The sequence below is a fragment of the Ruegeria sp. BHSC029 genome (genome assembly GCF_059613085.1).
The window spans coordinates 262,924-289,269 of record NZ_JBXWRU010000002.1 but is presented as its reverse complement, the minus strand read 5'-3'; the positions used below and the strand labels follow the sequence as shown (position 1 = coordinate 289,269).

The 26,346-nt window shown below is 62.0% G+C and carries 26 protein-coding genes; 13 read left to right on the top strand and 13 right to left on the bottom strand.

Annotated features, from left to right (window positions below):
* The first annotated feature begins 28 nt into the window (after positions 1-28).
* The 6 genes from AC2FML_RS05070 to glmM all read left to right on the top strand — a co-directional run bounded on the left by AC2FML_RS05070 (position 29) and on the right by glmM (position 8,274).
* Positions 29-2,590, top strand: a complete 2,562-nt coding sequence (locus AC2FML_RS05070) for a putative PEP-binding protein (protein WP_496735930.1) — start codon at positions 29-31, stop codon at positions 2,588-2,590.
* A 186-nt stretch (positions 2,591-2,776) separates the two neighbouring features.
* Complete coding sequence (locus tag AC2FML_RS05065) at positions 2,777-3,418, top strand: cell wall hydrolase (RefSeq protein WP_170337909.1); 642 nt, start codon at positions 2,777-2,779, stop codon at positions 3,416-3,418.
* Between the two features lie 79 nt (positions 3,419-3,497).
* Complete coding sequence (locus tag AC2FML_RS05060) at positions 3,498-4,874, top strand: multicopper oxidase family protein (RefSeq protein ID WP_496782245.1); 1,377 nt, start codon at positions 3,498-3,500, stop codon at positions 4,872-4,874.
* A gap of 102 nt (positions 4,875-4,976) precedes the next feature.
* Positions 4,977-5,897: a dihydroneopterin aldolase gene (locus tag AC2FML_RS05055; RefSeq protein ID WP_170370719.1), complete on the top strand. Its 921-nt coding sequence runs from the start codon at positions 4,977-4,979 to the stop codon at positions 5,895-5,897.
* Positions 5,894-6,892 (top strand): dihydropteroate synthase, encoded by a 999-nt coding sequence (gene folP, locus AC2FML_RS05050; RefSeq protein ID WP_496782243.1) that lies wholly within the window; start codon positions 5,894-5,896, stop codon positions 6,890-6,892. Before AC2FML_RS05055 ends, folP begins: the two co-directional genes overlap by 4 nt.
* Positions 6,893-6,927: 35 nt before the next feature.
* Positions 6,928-8,274 carry a phosphoglucosamine mutase gene (gene glmM / locus AC2FML_RS05045; protein ID WP_170337916.1) on the top strand — a complete coding sequence of 449 codons (1,347 nt, stop codon included), beginning with the start codon at positions 6,928-6,930 and terminating at the stop codon, positions 8,272-8,274.
* Here glmM and AC2FML_RS05040 read toward each other — a convergent pair.
* Together AC2FML_RS05040 and ilvC are read right to left on the bottom strand one after the other, a co-directional pair.
* Entirely contained in the window at positions 8,268-9,170 is a 903-nt protein-coding gene (locus AC2FML_RS05040) for a DMT family transporter (RefSeq protein ID WP_496782241.1), read from the bottom strand. The genes glmM and AC2FML_RS05040 overlap by 7 nt on opposite strands.
* A gap of 73 nt (positions 9,171-9,243) precedes the next feature.
* Positions 9,244-10,266 carry a ketol-acid reductoisomerase gene (ilvC, locus tag AC2FML_RS05035; RefSeq protein WP_170390472.1) on the bottom strand — a complete coding sequence of 341 codons (1,023 nt, stop codon included), beginning with the start codon at positions 10,264-10,266 and terminating at the stop codon, positions 9,244-9,246.
* Between the two features lie 131 nt (positions 10,267-10,397).
* Here ilvC and AC2FML_RS05030 point away from each other — a divergent pair, with 131 nt between their 5' ends.
* The gene (locus AC2FML_RS05030) at positions 10,398-10,853 is read left to right on the top strand and encodes an Lrp/AsnC family transcriptional regulator (protein ID WP_170366436.1); all 456 of its coding nucleotides are present in this window, start codon (positions 10,398-10,400) and stop codon (positions 10,851-10,853) included.
* Positions 10,850-11,308, top strand: a complete 459-nt coding sequence (locus AC2FML_RS05025; protein WP_496782239.1) for an Lrp/AsnC family transcriptional regulator — start codon at positions 10,850-10,852, stop codon at positions 11,306-11,308. Before AC2FML_RS05030 ends, AC2FML_RS05025 begins: the two co-directional genes overlap by 4 nt.
* 3 nt (positions 11,309-11,311) lie before the next feature.
* On the opposite strand, the gene hutC is transcribed toward AC2FML_RS05025, so the two are convergent.
* Positions 11,312-12,013 (bottom strand): histidine utilization transcriptional repressor HutC, encoded by a 702-nt coding sequence (hutC, locus tag AC2FML_RS05020; protein WP_170363152.1) that lies wholly within the window; start codon positions 12,011-12,013, stop codon positions 11,312-11,314.
* A gap of 231 nt (positions 12,014-12,244) precedes the next feature.
* Here hutC and AC2FML_RS05015 point away from each other — a divergent pair, with 231 nt between their 5' ends.
* Positions 12,245-13,372 (top strand): aminotransferase class V-fold PLP-dependent enzyme, encoded by a 1,128-nt coding sequence (locus AC2FML_RS05015; RefSeq protein WP_496782238.1) that lies wholly within the window; start codon positions 12,245-12,247, stop codon positions 13,370-13,372.
* A 13-nt stretch (positions 13,373-13,385) separates the two neighbouring features.
* Here AC2FML_RS05015 and AC2FML_RS05010 read toward each other — a convergent pair whose 3' ends face one another.
* The 3 genes from AC2FML_RS05010 to AC2FML_RS05000 form a co-directional block, all read right to left on the bottom strand.
* Positions 13,386-14,582 (bottom strand): UbiH/UbiF family hydroxylase, encoded by a 1,197-nt coding sequence (locus AC2FML_RS05010; RefSeq protein WP_496782236.1) that lies wholly within the window; start codon positions 14,580-14,582, stop codon positions 13,386-13,388.
* Positions 14,583-14,656: 74 nt separating this feature from the next.
* Positions 14,657-14,905 carry a hypothetical protein gene (locus AC2FML_RS05005; RefSeq protein ID WP_093962490.1) on the bottom strand — a complete coding sequence of 83 codons (249 nt, stop codon included), beginning with the start codon at positions 14,903-14,905 and terminating at the stop codon, positions 14,657-14,659.
* 123 nt (positions 14,906-15,028) lie between these two features.
* Positions 15,029-15,673, bottom strand: coding sequence for a pyrimidine 5'-nucleotidase (locus AC2FML_RS05000; protein WP_496782234.1), 645 nt, complete (start codon positions 15,671-15,673; stop codon positions 15,029-15,031).
* Positions 15,674-15,774: 101 nt separating this feature from the next.
* Between AC2FML_RS05000 and AC2FML_RS04995 the strand changes: the two genes are divergently transcribed.
* Positions 15,775-16,422, top strand: a complete 648-nt coding sequence (locus AC2FML_RS04995; RefSeq protein WP_093962488.1) for a GntR family transcriptional regulator — start codon at positions 15,775-15,777, stop codon at positions 16,420-16,422.
* On the opposite strand, the gene AC2FML_RS04990 is transcribed toward AC2FML_RS04995, so the two are convergent.
* Together AC2FML_RS04990 and carA are read right to left on the bottom strand one after the other, a co-directional pair.
* Positions 16,379-18,298, bottom strand: coding sequence for a glycosyltransferase family 2 protein (locus AC2FML_RS04990; protein WP_496782232.1), 1,920 nt, complete (start codon positions 18,296-18,298; stop codon positions 16,379-16,381). The two genes, AC2FML_RS04995 and AC2FML_RS04990, sit on opposite strands and share 44 nt — an antisense overlap.
* 89 nt (positions 18,299-18,387) lie before the next feature.
* Entirely contained in the window at positions 18,388-19,554 is a 1,167-nt protein-coding gene (gene carA / locus AC2FML_RS04985; RefSeq protein ID WP_480753560.1) for a glutamine-hydrolyzing carbamoyl-phosphate synthase small subunit, read from the bottom strand.
* 183 nt (positions 19,555-19,737) lie between these two features.
* On the opposite strand from carA, the gene AC2FML_RS04980 reads away from it, so the two are divergent.
* Entirely contained in the window at positions 19,738-20,223 is a 486-nt protein-coding gene (locus AC2FML_RS04980) for a GatB/YqeY domain-containing protein (protein WP_170338416.1), read from the top strand.
* A 6-nt stretch (positions 20,224-20,229) separates the two neighbouring features.
* Here the strand turns inward: AC2FML_RS04980 and AC2FML_RS04975 are convergent, their stop codons facing one another.
* The 3 genes from AC2FML_RS04975 to ctaD form a co-directional block, all read right to left on the bottom strand.
* On the bottom strand, positions 20,230-20,721 hold the full coding sequence (locus tag AC2FML_RS04975) for a DUF2244 domain-containing protein (protein ID WP_170366421.1): 492 nt from the start codon (positions 20,719-20,721) through the stop codon (positions 20,230-20,232).
* A 43-nt stretch (positions 20,722-20,764) separates the two neighbouring features.
* Positions 20,765-21,364, bottom strand: coding sequence for a 2-hydroxychromene-2-carboxylate isomerase (locus tag AC2FML_RS04970; protein ID WP_170438771.1), 600 nt, complete (start codon positions 21,362-21,364; stop codon positions 20,765-20,767).
* Positions 21,365-21,519: 155 nt separating this feature from the next.
* The gene (gene ctaD, locus AC2FML_RS04965) at positions 21,520-23,178 is read right to left on the bottom strand and encodes a cytochrome c oxidase subunit I (protein WP_170337942.1); all 1,659 of its coding nucleotides are present in this window, start codon (positions 23,176-23,178) and stop codon (positions 21,520-21,522) included.
* Positions 23,179-23,470: 292 nt separating this feature from the next.
* Between ctaD and AC2FML_RS04960 the strand changes: the two genes are divergently transcribed.
* Positions 23,471-23,890 carry an HIT family protein gene (locus AC2FML_RS04960; protein ID WP_093962481.1) on the top strand — a complete coding sequence of 140 codons (420 nt, stop codon included), beginning with the start codon at positions 23,471-23,473 and terminating at the stop codon, positions 23,888-23,890.
* Here the strand turns inward: AC2FML_RS04960 and AC2FML_RS04955 are convergent.
* Positions 23,871-24,317, bottom strand: a complete 447-nt coding sequence (locus AC2FML_RS04955; RefSeq protein WP_496782231.1) for a MerR family transcriptional regulator — start codon at positions 24,315-24,317, stop codon at positions 23,871-23,873. The two genes, AC2FML_RS04960 and AC2FML_RS04955, sit on opposite strands and share 20 nt — an antisense overlap.
* A gap of 77 nt (positions 24,318-24,394) precedes the next feature.
* Between AC2FML_RS04955 and AC2FML_RS04950 the strand changes: the two genes are divergently transcribed.
* A complete protein-coding gene (locus AC2FML_RS04950) occupies positions 24,395-25,348 on the top strand; it encodes a cation diffusion facilitator family transporter (RefSeq protein WP_496782230.1) in 954 nt (317 codons plus the stop codon).
* Positions 25,349-25,662: 314 nt separating this feature from the next.
* Here the strand turns inward: AC2FML_RS04950 and lipB are convergent, their stop codons facing one another.
* A complete protein-coding gene (lipB, locus tag AC2FML_RS04945) occupies positions 25,663-26,319 on the bottom strand; it encodes a lipoyl(octanoyl) transferase LipB (RefSeq protein ID WP_093962478.1) in 657 nt (218 codons plus the stop codon).
* Positions 26,320-26,346: the final 27 nt, after the last annotated feature.

The following is a 26,346-nucleotide window of genomic DNA, read 5'->3' as shown; positions in this document are numbered from 1 at the left end:
CGCGGAAGGCTAGGGCGCTTATGCTGCGGTGAAACCAAAAGGTGCCGCAGTGCAGAATAATCCGCATACCACGCTCATCACTTCTGATGCTCCTGTCGCCGCCGACACGCATGGCGGCCGGGCGAAATGTCTGCAGCGCCTTGTGCGGTTGGACCTTCCCGTACCGCGTACGGTGGCCCTGTCCTTCGATCAGGTGCGTCGGATCGCTGACGGCGATATCCCGGCAATCGAAGCCATACTTGAACAGTTCGACGCATCGGCGTTGCTGTGCGTTCGCCCCAGTTCCGAGGACCCTGACTGGGGTGGCCCCGGCGCGGTTCTAAACATCGGGATGAACGATGCCCGTTTCGTGGAATTGTCCGACAAGATGGGTCCCGAGGCCGCTGCCGCACTGTATCTGCGGTTCGTCCAAAGTTATGCGATCCACGTTGCGCGACTGGACGCGGACGTTTTCGACGACATCGAAGCCGATGGTCGCGAAGGCCTGCGCCAGACCCTGCGCGCCTATGAGGACGAAACGGACGAAGCGTTCCCCCAGGACCGGGGCGAGCAGTTGCTGGCGGTCCTGCGCTCGATGGCGCGGGCGTGGGATGGTACGTCCGCCCGTCTGCTGCGGCAGGCCAAGGGCGCTCCGGCGGATGCCGGACTGGGCCTTGTCATTCAGGAGATGATCCCGGGCGTCGGTCAGGGCGAATGCGGATCGGGTGTGCTGCAGCTGGTGGATACCTCGACCGGCATGCCGCAGATCACAGGCCGCTACCTGAGCCAAAGCCAGGGGCGCGATGCGCTGGGCGAGGGGGTTGCGGCCCTCTACCTTGAAAAGGACCCGCGCGGGCAAGCGCTCGAGGATGTTGCGCCTCAGGCCTTTGCCGACCTCAAGGCCCATGCGGCGTTGATGCGGCGCAAATTGCGCGAAGAGATGCAGGTCGAATTCGTGATCGAAAACGGCAAGGTGCATATTCTGGACGGGGTCCGCGTTCAGCGCAGCGCCCGCGCCGCCATGCGGATCGCTGTTCGATTGGCCGAGGATGGCATCATCACCCCGCAGGAAGCCGTCATGCGGATCGACCCGCATTCTCTGAATGAGTTGCTGCACCGTCAGGTGCATCCCGAGGCCAAGCGTGACGTGCTGACCACGGGTATCGGGGCCAGTCCCGGGGCGGCCACCGGCCGGATCGTGTTCACTTCGGCCGAGGCACAAGCCAGCGCGGCGCGCGGTGAGCCCTGCATTCTGGTGCGCCGTGAAACCTCGCCCGAGGATGTGCGCGGCATGCACGCCGCGGTCGCCGTACTGACCGAAAAGGGTGGCATGACCAGCCATGCGGCCGTGATCGGGCGCGGGCTGGGGCTGCCCTGTATCGTCGGCGCGTCCGAGATGCGGTTCCAGACCAAGAAAAAGCAGCTTACCGTTCCGGACGGCCGCGTTTTCACCACAGGCGACATTCTGACGATTGACGGAAGCTCGGGCCAGGTGTTGGCGGGCGAGCCGGCGATGCTCGAAGCTGCACTGGATGACTGTTTTCAGACCTTGATGAGCTGGGCCGACGCCGAGCGAGACATATCAATTCGTGCCAATGCCGACACTCCTGCCGACGCGCAGGCTGCGCGAAACTTCCAGGCGCAGGGGATTGGGTTGTGCCGAACCGAGCATATGTTTTTCGACCCCGGTCGTCTGATCGTGATGCGCGAGATGATTTTCGCTCAGACTTCATCGGGACGCGCGGCGGTTTTGGAGCGGTTGCTTCCGATGCAACGCGATGATTTTGTGCAGCTTTTCCGGATCATGGAAGGGCAGCCCGTCTGCATCCGACTGTTCGATCCGCCTCTGCACGAGTTTCTGCCGACCACGCGCAGCGGGCAGCGCGAACTGGCCGAAGCGCTGGATCTTCCGGTTTCGGATGTGGAGCGTCGGGTGGACGAAATGAGCGAATACAACCCCATGCTGGGGTTGCGGGGCGTACGCCTTGGTATCACGGTGCCCGAGATCTATGATATGCAAGCCCGCGCGATCTTCGAGGCGACGCTCGAAGCCAGCAAAAATGGCGCGCCGGTGGTGCCCGAGGTCATGATTCCGCTGGTTTCGGCCAAGCGCGAGGTCGAACTGATCAAGGCGCGGGTGGACACGGTTGCCGCAGCCGTTGCGGCCGAGCGTGGTCAGGAGTTCGAATACCGGTTGGGTGTGATGGTCGAAACGCCCCGGGCCTGTTTGCGCGCCGAGGAAATCGCTCCTCATGCCTCGTTCCTGAGTTTCGGCACCAATGACCTGACGCAGATGACCTATGGTCTGTCGCGCGACGACGCGGGACGCTTCATGTCAGCCTATGTTCGGCAGGGGGTGTTCACCGAGGATCCGTTCCATGTTCTGGACGCCGATGGGGTCGGCGAACTGCTCAAGCTGGGCTCGGAGCGGGGGCGTACAGCTCGGCCCGATGTCACGCTTTCGGTCTGTGGTGAACATGGCGGCAACCCCGAATCAATCGCCCTTTGTCGGGATTTGGGGTTCGATTATGTGTCCTGTTCACCCTTCCGAGTCCCGGTCGCTCGGCTGGCTGCCGCTCAGTTGGCGATTTCGTCAAAACTTGGGGGTTGACAGACCGTCAAAGCCCTAGGAATAGTGGTTTCGGGATGGACCTGTGGCTGATTAATTTTGGCCCCGCGGGCAAGATTTTTCTTGCTTTTTCCTCAGAACTGGACCTTTCGCGCCTTCTGCGTTATGACCCCGTCGCGCCCGCCGGGGGAGGGTATGGCGCGTGAAGTGCCTGTGCGAGGTTATCTGATGCTACGATATATACTGGCTGTTGCCATTGCGGCGGCAACCGTGATGCCGAGTGCGTCCGTTGCCGAGAGGGAAGCCACCGAGACTGCCAAGCGCGAACTGGTGTCGCGCAACGAGGTGCCGGGACAAAGCTTTCGCGACTATCTGAAGCTGTTCCAACCTAGGAAAGAGGTCCAACCGGTTGAGATTTCCTACACCAAGGCCTGGCTGGACCAACAGCCCAAAGCCAGCGGTGGCGAAGATCTGAAATGCTTGGCCGAGGCCCTGTATTTCGAAGCGCGCGGAGAGAGCGTGCGCGGCCAATTCGCGGTTGCCGAGGTGATTTTGAACCGGGTGGAAAGCACCCGTTTCCCGAACACCGTCTGCGGCGTGATCCGTCAGGGAACAGGCAAGAAATATCAGTGCCAGTTCACCTATACCTGTGACGGCCGCAAGGAAGTCATTCACGAGAAGAAAGCCTATGAGCGCGTGGCCAAAGTTGCCAAGGCGGCGATCGAGGGGGTCAGCGACCCGCTGACGTCGGGGGCCACGCATTACCACACCAAGGCGGTGCGCCCGTCGTGGTCGCGCGTTTACAAGGAAACTGCGCGCATCGGTGTGCATATCTTCTACCGCCACAACTACCGCACTGCGAGCAACTAGCGCGCATTGACGCACCCGCGCTGGAACGTTGATGGCGCGGGTGAAACCAAGGGCTATATTGCGGTCAAGGAGATCCGCAATGAATCTGAGCCGCCGAAGCCTTTTGAAATCTGCCGCCGCGCTTGCGGTGTTTCCAACGCTGGCGCGCTCCGCGCCGCTGACCCTGACTGCGCGCGAGGGCGCTCAGTTGATTGCCCCTCCGGGGTTTCCGGAAACCGATATCTGGGGCTTTGATGGGTCGGTGCCAGGCAGCCCAATCCATCTGCAGCAAGGCGAGCGGGTTCAGCGCCGCTTGGTGAACGAATTACCGCAAGCCACCTCGGTTCATTGGCATGGTATCCGCATCGACAACGCTATGGATGGCGTGCCGGGTCTTACTCAGGAAGCGGTTCCAAGCGGCGCGACCTTCGACTATGATTTCATCGTGCCGGACGCCGGAACCTATTGGTATCATGCGCATAACAAGTCAGTCGAACAGGTGGCCCGTGGCCTGTATGGCCCTTTGATCGTGCACGAGTCCGAAGCGCCGGATGTGGAGCAGGATCTGGTGCTGATGCTCGATGACTGGCGACTTGATCCGGAAACGGCCCAGATTACCCAAGACTTCGACAACGGTCATGACCTCAGCCATGCTGGTCGGCTGGGAAACCTCATTACCGTCAATGGAGCATTCGACCCATCCTTTCCTGTTCAACAAAACCAACGCCTGCGTCTGAGGTTGGTCAACGCCGCGAATGCGCGTGTCTTCACCGTAGGCTTGGACGGAATGGCCGGTTGGATCGTCGCGCTGGATGGAATGCCTTTGGCCGAGCCGATCCGGATTGTGGACACGTTCCCGCTGGCCCCGGCACAACGTGCGGATTTGTTGGTGGATGTGCTGGCTGCGGATGCGGAAACGGCCAGCCTGTTCAGTCAGGAACGTGACGGCGCCTTTGGTTTGGCCCGATTTTCTGTGGCAGGGCAGGCGGCTTCCACTCCCCGGTCGGGAGTTCGGCCATTGCCGCCGAACCCGCTTCCGGAATTGACGGATATCAACAACGTACCGCGGCATGAGATGAGGCTGCAGGGCGGGGCCATGCGCTGGCTTGAAAGCGCGCGGATTGGCGAGACCGAGCTCTCGGGCCGGGAACTGGCTCAGCTGGGGCGGTTCTGGGCGCTGAATGGCTACGCCGAGCGACCCGATGACCCGTTTCTGGATGCGTACCCGGGAAGCGTTCACCGGATCGCCTTCGTGAACGAAACGGTATTCCCGCACGCGATGCACCTGCATGGTCACCACTTTCGGCTGATCTTGCCGGACGGAAGTCTTGGGCCATGGCGCGATACGGTTCTGGTCGAACGTGGCGAGACTCGCGAGATCGCGCTGGTCACCGATAACCCGGGCAACTGGCTGCTGCATTGCCATATGCTTGGACACGCCGCATCGGGTATGATGAGTTGGTACCGCGTCACCTGACGCCGCATTCGGCGGCTGGAATGGCGTTTGCTTGAATGCTATAGCCGCGCGGAACCACTAAATTGGGCAAACCTGTCCAAGCTGCCCGAAAAGGCCCGTGCCATGAGTACTGAAATCCGCCTTGCCTTTGCGCACCCGTCCGAACGGTCCGAGGCGACTGCGCCACGCGGGCCGCTGGATCGTATCTCGTTGCGCGACCACATTGTCGAGGTCGAGATCGGCGCCTTTCAGGCCGAACGGGGCACCACCCAGCGCATCTGTTTCAACATCGTGGTCGAGGTGCGTCCGCTGACCGAAAACATCGACGATGATGTCGATCGCATCCTGTCCTATGACCGGGTGACCGAGGCCATCGCCTATGAACTCGCGGCCGAGCGTCTGAACTTGCTCGAAACGCTGGCGGATCGAATAGCCGAGCGGATCCTGCTTGAACCTCAGGCGGTAAGAGCTTTTGTACGCATTGAAAAACTGGATCGCGGTCCGGGTGCTTTGGGCGTCGAAATCGTTCGTGGCAAGGATGCCGTCCATCACGATGTCATCGAAGAAGAGCGCCCACATCCCCGGCTGGTCTTTCTGTCGAACGCAGCGATTGAGTCCGAAAATTTGTCGGGCTGGATCGACCAGTTGGAAAACCGGCAGCGACCGCTGATTCTTTGCGTGGGCGCCTCCGATCTGCCGGTGCCGCAGACCGGCCATGCCATGACCCAGCGCCGGATCGACCTGCTAGCGATCGAGCAGAACGCTTGGGTGCTGGCCGCGCGTGATCATCGCTGCGTCGTCGTCTCGACCCGGACCGAACTGGACTGGGCCATGAAGAACGGTCAGATCTGTGTCTGGGCACCGTCCAAGATCGTGCTGGATGCGGTCGATGGGCCTTCGGCGGCGCCGTCCGATGCGGTGGCCTTGGCCGCCTGGTTCGCCGCCACCTTTGAGGCCAGCGAAATGCTGGTCATTGGCGGGGAACTGCCCGAGTCGCCCAAAACGCCGCTTCGGGCGGTTCCGGTGGAGCAGGCGCAACTGTGACCAGCTACTATCGCCCATTGGTGCAACACGGGCCTGTGCGCCCGGACGGGGCCTTGCTGCTGGCGGGGCAGGACCTGTGGTTCACCCATGCCGAATGTCTGCAGCGTGACGCGGCACCCCGGATCGTTGCGGCTGCCGATATCCCTGAAACGTGGCTAGACCGGCTGACGCAACCGCGCGCCGCGATTGCCGGACTGGATATGGCGCAGCCGCAGATCATGGGCATTCTGAACGCCACGCCCGACAGCTTTTCCGACGGTGGCAAGCACAACACCCCCGACGCCGCGTGTGCAGCAGCCCGGGAAATGGTCGCGCACAGTGCGACCATTCTGGACATCGGTGGTGAATCCACTCGCCCCGGTGCGGATTTTGTGCCCGAGGACGAAGAGATCGCCCGCACCCAGCCCTTGATCCGCGCGATCCGGGCTGAGACACCGGCGCTGATCTCGATCGACACGCGCAAATCCGCCGTGGCCAGGGCCGCAGTCGAGGCCGGGGCAGGGCTGATCAACGATGTTTCAGGCTTTACCTTCGATCCCGCGCTTGGGGCTTTCTGCGCTGAAATCAATGCGCCGGTCTGCGTGATGCACATGCAGGGCGACCCGGCCACGATGCAGGACAACCCGACCTATAACGACGTTCTGCTGGACGTCTACGATTTCCTGTCCGGGCAGGTGGCCCGGCTGGAAGGCCTCGGGCTGGATCGGGGCCGGATCATCGTTGATCCAGGCATCGGTTTCGGCAAGACCGAGGACCACAACCTGACCTTGCTGCGCAATCTCAGCCTGTTTCACGGGTTGGGTTGCCCGATCCTGCTGGGTGTGTCACGCAAGGGCTTCATCGGCCGGATCGGCGCGGAACCGCGCAAGGATGCCCGCGCGCCGGGATCAATCGCCGTTGCGTTGGCAGGATTGTCGCAAGGTGTGCAGATCATCCGGGTGCATGACGTGGCCGAGACCGCTCAGGCCTTGCGCCTGTGGGCCGCTGTCCGGTAATCGGGTCGCAGGCAGGACTTTGTGGAGTAGCAGGTATGCGCAAGCTGTTCGGAACCGACGGGGTGCGGGGCACCGCCAACACCTATCCGATGACGGCCGAGATGGCGTTGCGGATCGGCGCGGCGGTGGGGCGGTACTTCCGCCGGGATGGCTCGGGCGTTCACCGGGTGGTGATCGGCAAGGATACGCGCCTGTCGGGCTATATGCTGGAAAACGCGCTGACGGCGGGTCTGACGTCGACCGGCATGAACGTGCTGCTGCTGGGGCCGGTGCCGACACCGGCAGTCGGGCTGATGACCCGGTCGATGCGGGCCGATCTGGGTGTAATGATCTCGGCCAGCCACAACCCGGCCGAGGACAACGGGATCAAGTTCTTCGGCCCCGATGGGTTCAAACTGTCCGATCAGGCCGAACTTGAAATCGAACAGCTGATCGAAGAGGGGGTCAAACCCGCGCAGGCGCAGAATATCGGGCGCGCCCGGCGCGTCGATGACGCGCGGTTCCGCTATGGCGAGCGGGTCAAGTCATCTCTGCCGCGCGAGCTGCGTCTGGATGGCCTCAAGGTGGTGATCGACTGCGCCAACGGCGCCGCGCACCGCACCGCGCCCGAGGTCCTGTGGGAGCTGGGGGCCGAGGTGATCCCGGTGGGAACGGCACCCAACGGCAAGAACATCAACCTGGGTTGCGGCTCGACCCAGCCGCGCGTGGCGGCCGAGGCCGTCGTGGCGCATGGGGCGGATGTGGGCATCTGCCTCGACGGCGATGCCGACCGGGTGGTGATCGTGGATGAGACCGGGCAGGTCGCCGATGGTGATCAACTCATGGCCCTTCTGGCTACCGCTTGGGCCACTTCCGAACGGCTGAAAGGCGGCGCGCTTGTTGCGACCGTCATGTCGAACCTGGGTCTGGAACGGTTTCTGGGCGCGCGCGGGCTGCGGCTGGAACGGACGGCGGTCGGTGACCGCTATGTGGTCGAGCGTATGCGGGAAGGCGGGTTCAACCTTGGCGGCGAGCAATCCGGCCATATCGTCATGAGCGACTATGCCACCACGGGTGATGGCCTGATGGCGGGGCTGCATTTCCTGGCCGAGATGGTGAATTCGGGGCGCAAAGCCTCGGATCTGGCGCAACAGTTCGAGACGGTGCCGCAACTGCTGAAGAACGTACGATACGGCGAAGGTCAGGCCCCGCTGGAAGCGGAGACGGTCAAGGCCGCGATCGCCGATGCCGAGGCGCGGCTGAACGGGCAGGGGCGGCTGCTGATCCGCAAGTCGGGGACCGAGCCCCTGATCCGTGTGATGGCGGAATGCGAGGACGACGCCCTTTTGGCACAGGTCGTCGATGGGATCGTGGCCGAGGTCGAAGCCGCCGCGCGTCAGTAGCCCAACAGCATCCTGCGCAAACTGAACCATTGGCTAATCGCCATTCCGGTCAGGATCAGCGCCAGCGCGATGTAGAACCGCAGCGGCAGCGCCTCGGACAGGATCCATGCGCCGAAGATCATCGACCAGACCGGCACCTGATAGTTCACCAGCGTCATGAAGACCGACCCGGCGCTGCGAATGATCGACACCCGCAGCAACGTCGCAAAGGCCGTTGGCACAAGCCCCAGCACGATCAAGGCAAGCGTGGGGCGCAGACCCCGCGGGGTGGGCACGCTTTCGGTCGCCATCATGATCGGCAGCAGGATCACCGCGCCCACCACCAATGTCAGTGCGGCCAGAACCACCGGGTCGATCGGCGGGCAGCGCCGGGTCAGGATCGACGCCACCGAATAGCAGAACGCCGCCCCGATGCAGGCCAGTTGGGCCAGCGGCTCGGCCCCGCTGCCCAGTTGCGCCAGTCCCGGGCCGATAAGCACCAGCGCTCCGGTGAAACCCAGGGATACCCCGACGAAACGACGTGCGTTCAGGGGTTCGTCCGAGAAGAAATGCGCCAGCGGAAGAACCATCAGCGGAATTGCGGCCATGGACAGTCCGGCAAAGGCCGAGGGTACATATTGCTGCCCCCAGCTGAGCAGCACGAAAGGCAGCGCGGTGGACAGGATGCCGATCAGGATCACCGACCACGCCAGACTTGGTGTCAGGCTGGGGATACGCCGCCCGGTCAGCCCCATCAAGGCCAACAGCATCACCGCGCCCAGCGTCGTCCGCGCAGTGGCCACCGTGATCGGGCCATAGTCTTCCAACGCCATCGCGACGACCATGAAGGTGCCGCCCCAGATCAGGCCCAGGGCAATGACGCCGCTCCAGTCGCGTATGTCGGGTTGAGGCACCATCGCTGCCTGTTCATCCGTTCTGCATGAAAAGGGCGGCCTCCGGGGCCGCCCTTGGGTTCAAGCCGTTCAGGGCTCAGTTCTTTTCCTGATCGACCAGCTTGCCGGCCGAAATCCAGGGCATCATGCCCCGCAGCTTTTTGCCGACTTCTTCGATCTGGTGTTCGTCGTTGGCCCGGCGCGAAGCCTTGATCGTGGGCTGACCGACCTGGTTTTCCAGCATGAAGTCGCGCACGAACTTGCCTTGCTGGATGTCGTTCAGAACCTCTTTCATCGCCTTTTTGGTCTGCTCATAGGGCAGGATGCGCGGGCCGGTCACGTATTGACCGTATTCCGCGGTGTTCGAGATCGAGTAGTCCATGTTGGCGATGCCGCCTTCATAGATCAGGTCCACGATCAGCTTCACCTCGTGCAGACACTCGAAATAGGCCATCTCGGGCGCATAGCCGGCCTCGACCAGGGTTTCAAAGCCGCAGCGGATCAGTTCGACCAGACCGCCGCAAAGAACGGCCTGCTCGCCGAACAGGTCGGTTTCGCATTCCTCGCGGAAATTGGTCTCGATGATGCCCGAACGGCCGCCGCCGATGGCCGAGCAGTAGGACAGGCCGATTTCCAGCGCCTTGCCGGTCGCGTCGGTGTGAACGGCCACCAGGCACGGCACGCCGCCGCCTTTGACATATTCGCCGCGTACGGTGTGGCCGGGGCCTTTGGGGGCCATCATGATGACGTCCACGCCCTCTTTCGGCTCGATCAGGCCGAAATGCACGTTCAGGCCGTGGGCAAAGGCGATTGCCGCGCCGGGCTTGATGTTGTCATGCACGTATTTCTTGTAGGTCTCGGCCTGAAGCTCGTCGGGCATGGTGAACATGATGACGTCGCACCAGGCCGCGGCCTCGGCGATGCCCATCACCTGCAGGCCTTCGGCTTCGGCTTTCTTGGCCGAGCGCGAGCCTTCGCGCAGGGCGACGACCAGGTTCTTGGCGCCCGAGTCGCGCAGGTTCAGCGCGTGGGCGTGGCCTTGAGAGCCATAGCCCAGAATGGCCACTTTCTTGTCCTTGATCAGGTTGATGTCGCAATCGCGATCGTAATAGACGCGCATTTTGCCGGTCCTTTCTGTTTCGATTGCTGCGGTTCTATCTGCAGTGATTGCTATTGGCGAGAGCGATGGCATTGGATATTGACGACAGAAGCGAAGAATAATTCTTAGAAACCGGAAAACTTGAAAAAGTCATGCTTGACGACATCGACCGCCGTATCCTGCGCCATTTTCAGGCTGACCCAAGCCTGAGCACCGCCGAGCTGGCCGAGCGGTGCCGGATCAGCAATGGCGTGTGCTGGCGCCGGATCGAGAAGATGCAGGCCGCCGGGATCATTCAGGGACAGGAGGCCGTGATCGACTGGTCCGCCATGGGCTATGCGGTCGAGGTGTCGCTGCGGGTGACGCTGGACAAAACCCAGCCGCGCGCATTCGACGAATTCACCGAAGCCGCCCGCAAAGTGCCCGAGGTGATCGAGATCCAGACCTTTCTGGGGCGGGTGGATGTCCGCCTGTCCGTCATCGCGCGGGACATGGCGCATTATCAGCAGGTCTATCGCGATCGTATCCTGACCCTGCCGCATATCGCCGATATCGAGGCCCTGATGCACATCGCGCGGGTCAAGCGGGACGAGGTGCTGCCGGTATGATCGAACTGGATGAACTGGACTGCAAACTGCTGCGCGCTTTGGCTCAGGACGCGACGCAGAGTGCAGGTGCGCTGGGGCGGCGTTTCGGTCTGTCGCAGCCTGCCACCTGGCGCCGGATCCGGCGGCTGGAGCAGGCGGGCATCATCAAGGGGCGCAGGCTGCGCTTGAACGCCGAGGCACTGGGGTTCGGTGTCACAGTATTTCTGGGCGTCAAGCTGGCGCGCAAAGGCCAGGTCAGCCTCGAGGATTTCGAACGCGCCGTTAGCGCCATTCCCGAAGTCCAAACCGTGGAACACGTACTGGGCCTGTATGACTACCGACTGCGGGTGGTGGCACGCGATCTGGCAGATTTCGAGCGTGTTCTGCGGCGTCGTATCATGACCCTGCCGGGGGCCGGGGATGTCGAAGCAAATGTACTGCTGAGCGAAGAACGCCTGCCCGGGCCGATTGGCTAGCGGTCAGTAACGGGTACGGATGCAATAGCCCGGATGGTGGGTCAGGCGGGCAAACGAAACCGGCTGTCCGTCTTTCCAGGTCGTGCGCTCAAGCTGAATCATCGCGGCCCCGGTCGTCGTTCCCATATAATCTGCCAAGTGGCTGTCGGCGGAAATGGCGTAGAGTGCAAGCTCGGCGTCAATGAAGGGGTTCGCATTCAACAGCCATTCATGCGGCCCGACTTCTTCCAGATTGGCATCTTCAACCTCGGGGACGGCCGAAATGTTGATCCAGCGTTCTTCGTGCTGAAACGGGCGGTTGTCGGCATAGTGCATGCACACCAGATGCAGGATCTGCGATTGCGGCGGCAGACCCAGTTGCGAGCTGAGCCAGCCCGGGCTCTTGTCGATGCTGCGCTCGACCAGGGCATAGCGGTAGGTCTGGTTCTGGTCTTCGACGATCTGACGGGCCAGCGACAGTTCCAGCTTGGCCTGTTTGCTGGGTGATTTCTTGACCCGCGTTCCGCTCTTGCGCTTGCGCTCGACGAACCCTTGCTCTGCCAGTTCGCGCAGCGCACGGTTGACGGTTGCACGCGCGCAGTTGAACTCTTCGGCAAGCTGGGTTTCGGTCGGCAGCAAGGAACCTTGGGGCCAGACCCTTGTCTCGATCCGCCGCTTCACTTCGTCCCGAACGAATTGGAAACTGATCCGCTTTTGAACGTTCACGGTCTAAAATATCCTTTCAAGCTCAAGATGTGCGTATCTGTTCAGAAACACGTCAAGGTGTAAAGAGAGAGGTGACACTAATTGGCGTCAATTCGGCCTATCAGGCTGCTGAGACGGGTGTGCAGCCGAGCTTCTGACCGTTGACTTAGGGGGAGCGCATGAGGGTCAATGAGCACTTTACCAACAGATGCAAAGCCTTCAGAAAGTGAGCAACCCAGAAAAGGAGACAGCATGCCTGCATTGTTGAATACAGTCGATCCGGACGGGCTCGAAGAATTCTCGGTCGTGTTCACCGACCGCTCGCTCAACCACATGTCGCAGGCGTTCCAGCAGGTGATGCGCGACATCTCAGGGATGCTGCGCAAGGTCTATGGCGCGGACGGCGTGGCCGTGGTGCCGGGTGGCGGAACCTATGCGATGGAGGCCGTGGCCCGACAGTTCGCCCGCGGCGCCAACGTGCTGGTGGTACGCAACGGCTGGTTTTCGTATCGTTGGAGCCAGATCATCGAAACCGGGGGGCTGACGGCCTCGGCCACCGTTTTGAAGGCCCGTCAAACGGGGAATTCCAGCCCGTCGCCCTTTGCGCCGGCGCCGATCGACGAGGTGGTCGAAACCATTCGCAGCCAGCGACCCAGCGTGGTGTTTGCGCCGCATGTGGAAACCTCGGCCGGGGTCATTCTGCCGGATGACTATGTCACCGCGATGGCCGCTGCCGCGCACGAGGTCGGCGCGTTGATGGTGCTCGACTGCATCGCCTCGGGCTGTGCCTGGATCGACATGAAGGCCACCGGCGTGGACGTTCTGATCTCGGCCCCGCAAAAGGGTTGGAGCGCCTCGCCCTGTGCCGGTCTGGTCATGCTGTCCGACCGCGCCGAGGCGCGGCTGACCGAGACCACCTCGGACAGTTTCGCCCTGGACCTGAAGAAATGGCGCCAGATCATGCAGGCCTATGAGGGCGGCGGCCATGCCTATCACGCCACCATGCCCACCGATGCGCTGCGGGCGTTCCGTGATACGATGCAGGAGACCCGTGACTATGGGTTCGACAAGCTGCGCGATGCCCAATGGCGGCTGGGGAACGCGGTGCGGGCGATGCTGCGCGACAAGGGGGTCGTTTCGGTCGCGGCCGAAGGCTTTGGCGCGCCGGGGGTGGTGGTCAGCTATACCGAAGACCCCGAGGTGCAGAACGGCAAGAAATTCGCCGCGCTGGGCATGCAGATCGCGGCCGGCGTGCCGCTGCAATGTGACGAGCCCGAAGGGTTCAGCACCTTCCGTCTGGGCCTGTTCGGGTTGGACAAGCTGTATGATGTCGATGGCACGGTGGCCCGGCTGAAGCGGGTGCTGGATCAGGTGCTGTAGGCCGGAACGGGCTTTAGCGCACGCCGAGGCCCATCTGCATCAGCGTCTTGCGCACCACGGGCTTCGAATAAAGCGCGTTGAGCCCTGCGGCGCGCGCATCGCGCAACGGCCGTGCCTCGACCATCGAGGCGCGGTTCAGCAGGTCGATCCCCTTGACGCGCAGTTCGATCTCGGCATGGCGGGCCTTGTGATAGGCCTCGAGCATCTGGGCATCTCCCAGACCGTCGGGCCGGGTCTGGGCCAGGTCCAGAAGGCTGCGCAGATCCCCCAGTGACATGTTCAGCCCCTGCGCGCCGATCGGGGGCACCACATGGGCGGCCTCGGCCATCAGGGCCACGCGCTGGGCCGACAGGCGCTCGGCCGATTGGCTGATGATCGGCCAGATTGTCCGGCGCGAGGCCAGTTTCAGCGGCCCGAACAGGCCGCAGGACCGCTCGGTCATCGCGGCCTCGAATTCGGCCTCGGGCAGGTTCAGCAGTTCGATCGCGCGCGGGCCGCGCTCCATCCAAACGATCGCCGACGAGGGCTGGCCCTGCCAGTCGGGCAGGGGGACCAGAGTGAACGGCCCGCCGGACCGGTGGATCTCGGTCGAGACGTTTTCATGGGCGATCGGATGCGTTACCGCAAAGGCCAGTGCCTTTTGCCCGTATCGCGTGGTGTGGACCTTGATCCCCGCAGCCTCGCGCATGGGCGAGTTGCGGCCGTCGGCGGCGATCACCAGCTTGGTGCGGATGCGCGTGCCGTCGGACAGGCCCACACGCGCCTCGGCGGTGCGGGTGAACAGGCTGACGGTGCCGGTGCCGGGGCGGAAATCGACATTCGGCAGTTCGTGCAGCCGGGCCACCATCTCGCGCCGCAGCAGCCAGTTGGGCAGGTTCCAGCCAAAGGGTTGATCCGAGATATCGGCGGCGTTGAAATCGCGCACAACGCGCGGCTCGGGGATGTCGCCGCCTGCGTCCACGATGCGCATGATCTGCAGGGGCGCGGCGTGGGGTTCCAGCCGGTCCCACAACCCGCAGTGCTGCAGTAGGCCGTGCGCCGGTTGCAGAAACGCAGTGGTGCGCAGGTCGGACCCGTCGGCGTCGCGGTCGGTGACGGGCGGGGTCGGGTCCACGCAGATCACGTCGAACCCTGCGGCGCCAAATACGGCCGCCGCGGTCAGCCCGGCGATGCCGCCGCCGGAAATCAGGATGTCACAACTGTCGGTCATCGCGTCACTCTCCGTTGCCTGCGGACCCTAGTGCGGTTCTAGGGCCTGCGCCAAGTGACATCCTGTCCCGTGGTCTAGCCGCGTGAAATCAGGACCAGAATCAGGAACATCACCGGCACCATCGCCAGGGCCGGCAGATACAGGCCCGGCAGGCCGAACAACAGGGCCGAACAGCCCCACATGCTGACCAGCGCCGCAACGGTATAGCCGAGATCCTCGGGCTTGCCATTGGCCGCATCGCGGGCCAGCCAGCCAAACAGGGGAATTGCAAAAAGCAGGCGCTGCCAAAAAGGCAGGCGGCCGGGCATCTCGATCGCGGTCATCGGGCGTCTCCAGTTCTGTTCGTCGCTGAGCCTGATGTAGGAACGACTTTGCAGCTGCAGAATGCGCGGATCGTCGCAGTTTCGGGCTGCGCGCAGGCGCATTTCGTCGCAGTTTCGGGTGATTCAGATCAGGCGCGCGAGAAAGGCGGTCAGGTCATCGGTGTGGTGGTGGATGTGATCCGCGTCATGCGGATCGGGGGCAACATGCACGGTACGCATGCCCAAGTCATGCGGGGCCTTCAGGTTGCGAGGCTCGTCTTCGAACATCGCGGCGCGGTCGGGGTGGATGCCGTCGCGGGAAAAGACCGTTTCAAACGCGGCCTTGTCCGGTTTGGGCCGATACCCCGCATGTTCGACCCCATAGATCGCGTCGAACAGCCCATCCAATCCGCGTGACGCCAGAACCCGCTCGGCATAGGGCGCGCTGCCGTTGGTGTAGACGATGCGCCGCCCCGGCAGAGCCCGGATATGCGCGGCCAGAGCAGGATCGGGTTCCATGTGGCTCAGGTCGACCTGATGAACCGCGTGCAAGTAGGGCTCGGGGTCCAGGTCATGTTCGGCCATCAGCCCGGCCAGCGTGGTTCCGTGTTCGCGCCAATAGTGCTGGCGCAGCCGGTCGGCCTCGGCTCGGTCGACGCGCAGGGCTTCGACCACGTATTCGGTCATCAGCACCTCGATCTGATCGAAAAGGCGCATCTGTGGCGGATAGAGGGTATTGTCCAGATCGAACACCCATTGGGTGACGTGTGAAAATGCAGGCTTGACCATAGGCTTGGGTTTAGGCCGCGGCCACCGGGTTTTCAATGGCGCACTTGATTGCAGGCCCATGGCCCGGATAGACAGGTCCGAACGAGGAGAGACCCGACCCAATGAACCAGTCCCGACAGCCCCAGACCGATGCCTACAGCCTGATCCTCGAAGCGATCGACGTGGGTGTGTACAAACCCGGCGACCGGCTGGTGGAAAGCGAACTGGCCGAGCGGTTCGGCGTGTCGCGCACCCCGATCCGCGAGGCGCTGCAGCGGCTCGAGACGCAGTCGCTGCTGGAACGTGACGGGCGGTCGCTCATCGTGGCCTCGCTGGACCACAACCAGATGGCCGAGCTGTATGTCGTGCGGCGTGAGTTGGAAGGGCTGGCGGCCCGACTGGCCGCGCGCCACGCCACGGATGAGGAAATCAAAGTCCTGCAGGATATGGTCGAAGCCGATGACGCGCTTGTGGATGATCCAGTGGCTCTTTCCCGGGCCAACCGGCGGTTCCACGAGCAGATCCACCTTGCGTCGCACAACCGCTACCTTGTTCAGCAATTGGACCTTGTCCATCGCACCATGGCTCTGATGGCAACGACTTCATTGGCCGCGCAGGGCCGCGGTGAAATCGCTCAGAGTGAGCATAAGGGGATCGTCGAGGCGATCGCGGCTCATGACGAAGAAGCCGCCGACCGGGCCTTGAAGGAACATATCTCGGTCGCGTTCATGACCCGGCTGAAGCAGGATGCAATCCGGCGCGAGAAATAGCTGCCTCATCTGGCTGCGCTTCTTCGCTGGCGTGCCCGTGCTGGGTCTTGTCCCAGAAGAACGGTCTGACCGCCAGTTCCCACAGCGCCTTGTAGGCGGCTGCCACGCCCAAGGGGTAGTAGAGTGCCATGGTCGGGACCCACGGCAGCAGGAAACGGCGACCTCCGGCCAGCACGCCCAAGCCTCCAACTAGGATATTCGCGGCCTCGGCGGTCAGGAACAGGTAGACACAGGCGTGCAAGATTTGCGGTGCCAATACAGCTTCGAAGGGGTTCGTCATCCCCAAAAAGGTCAGCCAGAAGACCCACAGCACGGGGGCAAGCAGGAATTGTCCGACCGTTCCCAGGAAAAAGGCTTGGACACCCAGAAAGCGCCACATCCCCAGATCGCGCATCAATGCCAGGGGCGAGCGCATGTGGACAAGGTATGTGACCATAAACCCTTTGAGCCAGCGCGAGCGCTGCTTCACCCAAGGCCAGGCGCGGAAATTGGCCTCTTCATACGTGGCGGTATTCACGATTTCGGTGCGATAGCCCGCGCGGCTGAGTCGAACCCCCAGATCCGCGTCTTCGGTCACATTATGAGCGTCCCAGCCCCCCAATTCCAACAGCTTGTCACTGCGGAAGAAGAACGTCGTTCCGCCCAGGGGCACCACAAGACCCAACCGCGCGATTCCGGGCAGGATCACGCGGAACCAACCGCTGTATTCGATGGTGAAGCAACGCGAGCGCCAGTTGGTGCGCGGGTTGTAGTAGTCCAGAACACCCTGCAGGCAGACCACATCATCGGGCGCGCGGGCGAATTGCTCCACCACAGTCTCGAGTTGGTCTGGAAGAGGCGCATCCTCGGCATCCCAGACGCCCAAAATATCTCCTCGGCAGAAATCCAGCGCATAGTTCATCGCCCGTGGTTTGGTGGTCAGGTTGCCAAGATCGGGCACCTCCAGCGTTCGAATCCAGCTGGGCAGGGTGGTCTGCGCAAGCGCTGACCGGGTGACGTCGTCATGCTCTTCCAAGACCAGGATCACGTCCAACAGCGCCTTTGGATAGGTCAGGCGTTTCAGCCGTTGGATCAGCGCACCGGCGATTTCCCGTTCCTTGTGCAGCGGCACCAGGATAGACACGCAGGGCAGGCGGTGTTGCGCAAGCAGACCGCCTGGTTTCTCGGCCTTTTTGGGGAAGAGATACGATATCAACCCGGCTAGCCGAAGTATCAGGAACAGGATCAGTGTTGAAACTGCGGCCCAGAACAGCACGGATAGCCCGGCATTCGGTTGCAGGCCCAGGCCCGCAAGCGCAGCCAGAGCCAAGAGGGTCGGCAGGAGACGCGAGCTCGCAGTCCATGAGCGGCAGCTTTGCGAAAGCGGCGCCCGTGTTTCCGACGCCTCAGCCAAAGGTTTTGCGTAATGTCGGGCAATGGCTTGGTCGATGTCATCGGGTGCGGCCAGCACCGGAAGGACTGTCTGGGCGCAATCCGCCAACCCGGACCTTATTTCATCAAAGCGGTCTGGGTAGGCTGTCGCGACCAAGAGCACGGGCCCGACTCGCAGCCACGGAATGGCGTTGTGCGTCAGCCAGAACTGCATTGGGCGCAGCGCGCAAAGGTCAGCGGGTGGCGGCGTGTTTTCCAGATCGGCGATCTGCAGCCCATGTTGTTGGCCCAGCGCCAACAACACATCGCCGCGCGAGGCCATATGCTCGCCAACCAGAATTTCGCCCAGAGGAGCGTTCTGCCGCTCCTGCAGTTTCAGGGCGTGATCCAGTTGAGCGGGGGTGATCACCCCCAAGTCGATCAGGCAAGTGCCCAAAGGTTTGCGCGGGCCAATGCCGGAAACCGGGGTCGCAGGCCCGTGACCCAGAAAATTCAATTCAACCATCATAGCACCCTGCCCGAAGTGTCGGGTCAGAGTTGCTCAATCAAGGTTAATTCCGGGTTAACGTTGACGCGGCCCGCAAACCTGCGGGATTAAGCGCGCACTTTTCGGTCGGCCATGGCCGCGGCAAACCGTTCAAACAGGTAAAAGCTGTCTTGCGGGCCGGGCGAGGCTTCGGGGTGATACTGAACCGAATACACCGGGCGATCGGACATGCGGATGCCGCAGTTCGAGCCATCGAACAGCGACCGGTGGGTTTCAACCACCCCCGCAGGCAACGATTGGGCGTCGACCGCGAATCCGTGGTTCATCGAGGTGATCTCGACCTTGCCGGTTTCCAGGTCCTTGACCGGATGGTTCGCGCCGTGGTGTCCGTGGTTCATCTTGATGGTCTTGCCGCCCAACGCCAGTGCCAGCATCTGGTGACCAAGGCAGATCCCGAAAATCGGCAGATCCGTGGTTTCAAGTATTTCCTTGATCATCGGCACAGCATAAGTGCCTGTCGCCGCCGGGTCTCCCGGGCCGTTGGACAGGAACACGCCGTCGGGGTCGTGCGCCAGCACCTCAGCCGCGGTTGCGGTTGCAGGCAGGACCGTCACGTCGCAACCGGCCGAGGCCAGGCAACGCAGGATGTTCCGTTTTGCGCCGTAGTCCAGCGCGACGACCTTGTGCACGGGCGCTTCCTGACGCTGGTATCCGTCCGGCCAGGCCCAACGCATCTCGTCCCAGCGGTAGCTTTGGGCACAGGTCACGTCCTTGGCCAGATCCATGCCCTCCAGCCCGGCGAAACCACGCGCCGCTGCAACCAGGGCTTCAATGTCGAAGTTGCCCTGCGGGTCATGGGCCAGCGCGACATGCGGAGCGCCTTGCTGGCGGATCGCGCGGGTCAGCCGGCGGGTATCGACCCCACCGATGGCGATCCGGCCACGGCGTGCCAGCCAGTCGGTCAGCCGCTCGGCCGAGCGCCAGTTCGACGGCTCGGTCGGGTCCCACTTGACCACCATGCCCGCGGCGACAGGATCGGCGGTTTCGTCATCCTCGGGATTGACGCCGACATTGCCGACATGTGGGAAAGTGAAGGTCACGATCTGCCCGGCATAGGACGGGTCGGTCATGATTTCCTGATATCCGGTCATCGCGGTGTTGAAACACAGCTCGGCCACGGTTTGTCCCGTGGCGCCGAACCCGGTTCCGAAGAAGAGTGTTCCGTCGGCCAGAGCCAGACATGCGGTGGGCTTGGACGTGGCTTGATGGGCCATGGCGCGACTCTCCTATCGGGTAAATCGGCGCATAACTAAGGGGGTTGGTGCCTCGGGTCAACCCTGTTCAAATTTTGGGCTATTGTTGTTTTTCAATGATTTAGCCTTATCTGTCTGCTGTTGTGCCTCGGATTTTGTTTAGATATGTTCGGGGTTCCGTTGCCATGGGGATGGACAGAACAGATGGATATGCGAACTCGGGTGACCACTGCCCTGAAGCAAGCAATGAAGGACAAGGATGCCGAGCGTCTGTCGACGCTGCGGCTGGTCAATGCCGCGATCAAGGATCGGGACATCGCGCTGCGCGCGGCCGGAAACGAAGAGGCCAAGGGCTGCGATGACGCGGATGTTCTTGAGATTCTTGGGAAAATGAGCAAGCAGCGCAAGGAAAGCGCGCGGGCCTATGAGGAAGGCGGTCGTTTGGACCTGGCCGAGCGCGAACTGCGCGAGGTGAAAATCATCGAGGAATTCCTGCCCAAGCAGTTGGATGATGATGAGGTCGCAAAGGCCATCCAGACGGCGATCACGGCGACCGGTGCCGGGTCGATCCGGGACATGGGCAAGGTCATGGGCGAGCTCAAGGCCAACTACACAGGCCAGATGGACTTTGGAAAGGTGGGGCCGCTGGTCAAAGACCACCTGTGCGCAGCGTCGAACGGCGACTGCTGACGCGCTTTATTCAAGCGCCGGTTCGCGCAGCCGTATTACCAGATCATCATACAAGGCAATGCGTTCCTCCTCTGAGAGGAACGCGCCAATCTCGACCACCCGTCCTTCACCCGACAGGGTCACATAGTTCGGGACGGGTCCGCCGGCCTTGTGCATTTCCGGACGGGCCCAGTATCGATTGCAAGTCCATTCCTGCTGGCCGGTCCGGGCGCTGTGATGGATCAGGCGTGCTTGGGTTCCGGTAAGGGTCAGTACCTCAAACACGTTACGGGACCGATAGTTCGCCTGGATCGCAAGCCATAGGCCCGCCACCGTCAACAAAAGGAACGGCAATAGCCCCCACAGCAGAACCGATCCCAGAACTGCAAGCAGGGGAATCAGTCCAAACAGGAAAACCGATAGCACGACGGCCATCGCGCCGCGCGGCGGCAGGGAATTGTGCGGCCAAAGGCGCAATTCCTGTTCCGAGTTCGAGCTGTCGTTCCAATGGTAGGGCATATTGCAAAAATAGCGCCTGCTGATCCGGTGTCGATTGCCAATTTCAAACGACGTGTCCGACCCTCGCCCAGGACAGCGCATCCTCAAGCCGGTCGTCGCCCCAGAACACTTCGCCCCGCGTGACAAAGCTGGGCGCGCCGAATACGCCCAGGCCCACCGCCGTTTCGGTTTCAGCTTTCAACGCGGTTTCGATTTCAGGGCTGCGCGCGCGGGCCAGGACGGGCAGCGGGTCTAGCTGGCAGCGGAACAGAGCCTCGGACATGGCGTTTTCACTGCCGGCTTCGATACCATCCTCAAACCAGATCCTGTAAAGGTTTTGGGTAAAGCTCTTGCCCCATCCTTCCCGGATTCCCAGCAGCGCGACCTGGTTGGCCAATTCGAGGTTCGAAATCGGATAGGGGGCGGGCAGCTTGGCGTGGATATGGTACTTGGCTGCGCGGCGTTCGATGTCGCGCCACATGTAGGCCGACTTGACCGGTTTGCCCGCAAACGGAATGTTCTTCTGTTCAGACATGACCGCGCGCACGTCGAAAGGGCGCCAGTTAACCTGCGCCTGATGTTCTGCGCACCAGTCGTCCAGACGCATGATGGTCAGGAAACTGTAAGTGCTGCCGATGGAGTACCAGAAATCAATATCGGGCATGGTGACCTCGGAGATTGGCCGGACATGCGGCGCCCCAAGGATACCCGATTTTCAACGATATTGCGACCGCCCGCGGAATGCGATGGCCGATAGAGCGCGAACAGTAAAAGAAAAACCCCGCCGTGAAGGCGGGGTTTTCTGTTTTCGGGAAGGGATCAGTGCGCGTGGCCCTTGTCCCAGTCTTCCTGCTTGGGCAGCTGCTCGAACGTGTGCTCGGGCGGCGGCGAGGGCAGGGTCCATTCCAGCGTATCCGCGTATTCGTTCCACGGGTTCGGACGTGTTTCCTTGGCGCCCCGGAACAGGGCGTAGAACACGATCCCGAAGAACAGCAGGAACGAAGCGAACGAGACGAACGCTCCGATCGACGACACGAAGTTCCACTGAGCGAAGGCTTCGGGATAGTCGATATACCGGCGCGGCATGCCCTGACGACCCAGGAAGTGCTGCGGGAAGAAGGTCAGGTTTGCACCGATGAAGAACATCCAGAAGTGTACCTTGCCCCAGAACTCCGAGTACTGACGGCCCGTCATCTTCGAGAAGTAGAAGTACACGCCTGCAAAGATCGCGAAGACTGCACCCAGGCTCATCACGTAGTGGAAGTGCGCGACGACATAGTAGGTGTCGTGGTAGGCACGGTCGATACCGGCCTGCGACAGAACCACACCGGTCACACCGCCGACGGTGAACAGGAACAGAAAGCCGAAGGCGAACAGCATCGGCGTCTTGAACTCGATCGAGCCGCCCCACATGGTGGCGATCCACGAGAACACCTTGACCCCCGTCGGAACCGCGATGACCATCGTGGCCAGCATGAAGTAGGCCTGCTGGCGCAGCGACATGCCCACGGTGTACATATGGTGTGCCCACACGACGAAGCCCAGTGCGCCGATTGCGATGATCGCCCACACCATCGGCAGATAGCCGAAGATCGGCTTGCGCGAGAAGGTGGCGATGACGTGGCTGATGATGCCAAAGCCTGGCAGGATTACGATGTACACCTCGGGGTGGCCGAAGAACCACAGGATGTGCTGGTACAGGATCGGGTCACCGCCACCGGCCGGATCAAAGAAGGTGAAGCCGAAGTTGCGGTCCATCAGCAGCATGGTGATCGCGCCCGCCAGAACCGGCAGCGACAGCAGAATCAGCCACGAGGTGACGAAGATCGACCAGCTGAACAGCGGCACCTTGAACAGGGTCATGCCCGGGGCACGCATGTTCAGGAAGGTGGTGATCATGTTGATCGCGCCGAGGATCGAGGAGGCGCCCGATACGTGCACGGCAAAGATCGCCAGGTCCATGGACATGCCGCCTTCGGTCGTCGACAGTGGCGGGTACAGAACCCAGCCCACGCCCGAGCCGGCCTGGTCGTTGCCGCCTGGGGCCAGCAGCGAGGCGATGCCCAGCGAGGTGCCGGCGACATAGAGCCAGAAGGACAGGTTGTTCATCCGGGGGAACGCCATGTCCGGCGCACCGATCTGCAACGGCATGAAATAGTTACCAAAACCGCCGAACAGGGCGGGGATGACCACGAAGAACATCATCAGGACACCGTGATAGGTGATCATCACGTTCCAAAGGTGTCCGTTGGGCGTGCAGGGGTCGGCCATGAAGCCTTCCAGGCACATGTACTGAACGCCCGGATGCATCAGTTCAAGCCGCATGTAGATGGTCATCGCGACCGAGATGAACCCGGCAAAGGCCGAGAAGATCAGGTAAAGGATCCCGATATCCTTGTGGTTGGTCGACATGAACCACCGGGTAAAGAACCCGCGCTGGTCTTCATGATCGTGACCATGAATGGCTGCGTCTGCCATTTAGGTGCCTCCTGTTGCAAATAGACCGCGCAGCCGGACCTCTCCGGCGCGCGGGATTCCTGCTGGTTTTAGAATGCAAGGGGGCGGCCTTCAATGGCCGAGTTTGATCTGTATCAAGAATAATTGTCGCGGGGCAGGAGGACACCCGCGCGATATCGGCCTTGGATGACCGGTATCTGGGGATGATCGGGCGAATTGCAAGGACAGGGGCTGTCCAAGGGCGGAATCACGCCTTGACCCGCTGCGGGCTTGGCCGCAGAACAGCACGCAGCCCCTTTGTCGGAGACCCACCATGACCGCTTATGATCCCGAAAACATCTTTGCCAAGATCCTGCGGGGCGAGATCCCCTCGACCCGCGTCTACGAGGATGAGGACACGCTGGCTTTCATGGATATCATGCCGCGTGCGGACGGGCACCTTCTGGTGATCCCGAAAACGCCTTGCCGCAACGTGCTGGATGCCACACCCGAGCAATTGGCCGCAGTCATGACCACGGTTCAGAAACTGGCGCGTGCGGTCATGCGCGCCTTTGACGCCGAAGGGGTGACCATCCAGCAGTTCAACGAGGCGGCCGGAGGGCAGGAGGTGTTTCACCTGCATTTCCATGTCCTTCCCCGGCACGAGGGCGTCTCTCTGCGCCCGCCCGGCAAGATGGGCGATTTCGACGAGATCGCCAAACACGCCGAGCGCATCAGGGCTGCGCTGGCGTGACGGGTGGGGGCGCCTGATGCGTCGCTGAACAGGCATCGTGATCCCCAAACGCCTGCAAGACTGAGCAAACGTGGTCGTGCTGCCCGTCGCAGGCGGCTGCGATCCGGGCAAGTTCGGTCTCGAGCCGGCGCAGTTTTGCAATACGATCTTGCAGGTCCGCCAGTTGCCGCTCGGCGATTTCGTGTGCCCGGTTCAGATCGGCGCCTTGGGCGCCTTCCAATGACAGCAGGGCCTCGACATCGGCCAGTGGCAGTCCAAGATCGCGCGTGTGTTTGACAAAGTGCAGCCGCTCGAGCGCGGCGCGGTCATAGCGCCTTTGGTTGCCAGCGCTCCGTTCCGGCGGTGGCAGCAGGCCCCTTTCTTCGTAAAACCGGATCGTGGCGACTTTGACGCCTGTGCGCCGTGACAAATCCCCGATCGAGAACATTTTCCGCAATCCCCCTTGAACCTCTAGTCACTAGAGGAATTAGGTATGGACCATGACCCAGACAAGGACACGACATCATGGCGCATGATCATTCCCACGCCGGACACAAACACCACGCCCAAATCGACGCCGATGCCGGAGACGCGCGGGTGGCATGGGCCATCGCGGTCAACATGTTTCTGACGCTGGCACAGGTGGTCGGCGGAATCTTTTCGGGGTCGCTGGCGCTCATCGCTGACGCGCTGCACAATTTTTCCGACGCGATTGCACTGATCATCGCGTTCTTTGCCCGCAAGATCGCGCGACGCCCAGCCGACCCGCGCATGAGCTTCGGATACGGTCGGGCCGAAGTGGTCGCGGCGCTGGTCAACTATACCGCACTGATCGTCATCGCCGCGTACCTGATGTACGAAGGGGTGGCCCGGTTCTTTCAGCCCGAGCCGATTGACGGCTGGCTTGTGGTCTGGATAGCCATGCTGGCGTTGGTGGTGGATCTGATCACCGCGCTTTTGACCTATAGCATGGCCAAAACCAGCATGAATATCCGCGCGGCTTTTTTGCACAACGTTGCTGATGCGCTGGGATCGGTTGCAGTGATCGTGGCCGGGGTGGCTGTGATCCTGTTCAACTGGACCTGGGTCGACCCGGCCGTCACCATTCTGATTTCGCTGTACATCCTTTGGCATGTCCAAAGCGAAATCGGAGGAACGATCCGTGTTCTCATGCTTGGCGCGCCGCCCGATCTGGACCCCGAGGAGGTCGCCTCGGCCATTGAGGCAACGGACGGCGTGCGCGAGGTTCACCATGTCCACTTGTGGAGCGTGCAGGAAAACCAGGCGGCTCTTACCGCGCATCTGGTGGTCGAAGACTGCGCCTGGTCGCAGGCTGAAGAGGTGCGCGGTCTGGTGAAACAAGCAATGCGCGACAGTTTTGGGATCGGCCACCTGACGCTTGAGGTGGAAATGGCCGGTCGGGCCTGCCCACAGACCATGCGGTTCGGCCATGCCGCGGACCAATCAGGCGAAAACTGAGGCCCCAAAAACGAGAATTGCCGTTCCGATATGGGGTCGGAACGGCAGACTCGTAACCAAACACTTGATCGATTTTCGCGGGCTGGCCGCGATCACCGGTTAACATACCACTCACTCTTGAACGGTATGTTCATGATACCTCAAACTGCGGCTGTTGTGTGGAAGGAAGAAGGAGATTCCCTAAATTTTAAGGCAATTCGCGGCAATCTTCGGAAATTTGCGACCGTATTGAGAAACAGAAGAACCCTGCATCGAGGATTGTCGTTCCGCGGGGTCAGATTCTGCGATTCGAGACCATGGTCGATGCGAGGGGGTCAGGCCGCCTCGGGGCCGAAAGCCTCAGTAAAGGTTTTGCGCAGAGCCACATCGACATCGGCCATTGTCACCGGCAATCCCAGATCCACCAACGAAGTCACGCCGAACTCCCGGATGCCGCAGGGAACGATGCCCGAAAAATGCTCCAGGTCCGGTTCCACGTTTATCGAGATGCCGTGGAAGCTGATCCATTTCCGCAAGCGGATGCCGATCGCAGCGATCTTGTCCTCGGCCGGTTCGCCACTGACGGTCAGCGGCTTGTCCTTGCGCGGCACCCACACACCGACACGGCCTTCGCGGATTTCTCCGTGGACGTTGAACTCGGCCAGTGCCGAGATCACCCAGGTTTCCAGCTGTTTGACAAAGCGGCGGACATCATGGCCGCGCTTTCCAACATCCAGCATGACATAGACGACCCGCTGGCCAGGTCCGTGATAGGTGTATTCGCCCCCGCGCTTGCTGGCATAGACCGGGAATCGATCCGGGTCGGTCAGGTCTTGGGGTTTGGCTGATGTTCCGGCCGTATAGAGCGGCGGATGCTCCAAGAACCAGATGCACTCGTCCGCGGTTCCGGCCGCAATCTCGGCCACCCGCGCCTCCATGAAGGCGACGGCGGTGTCATAGTCGGTCAGTCCGTCGGTGATCTTCCATTCCATGCGCGCCTCATAGCCGTCCTGCTGTCC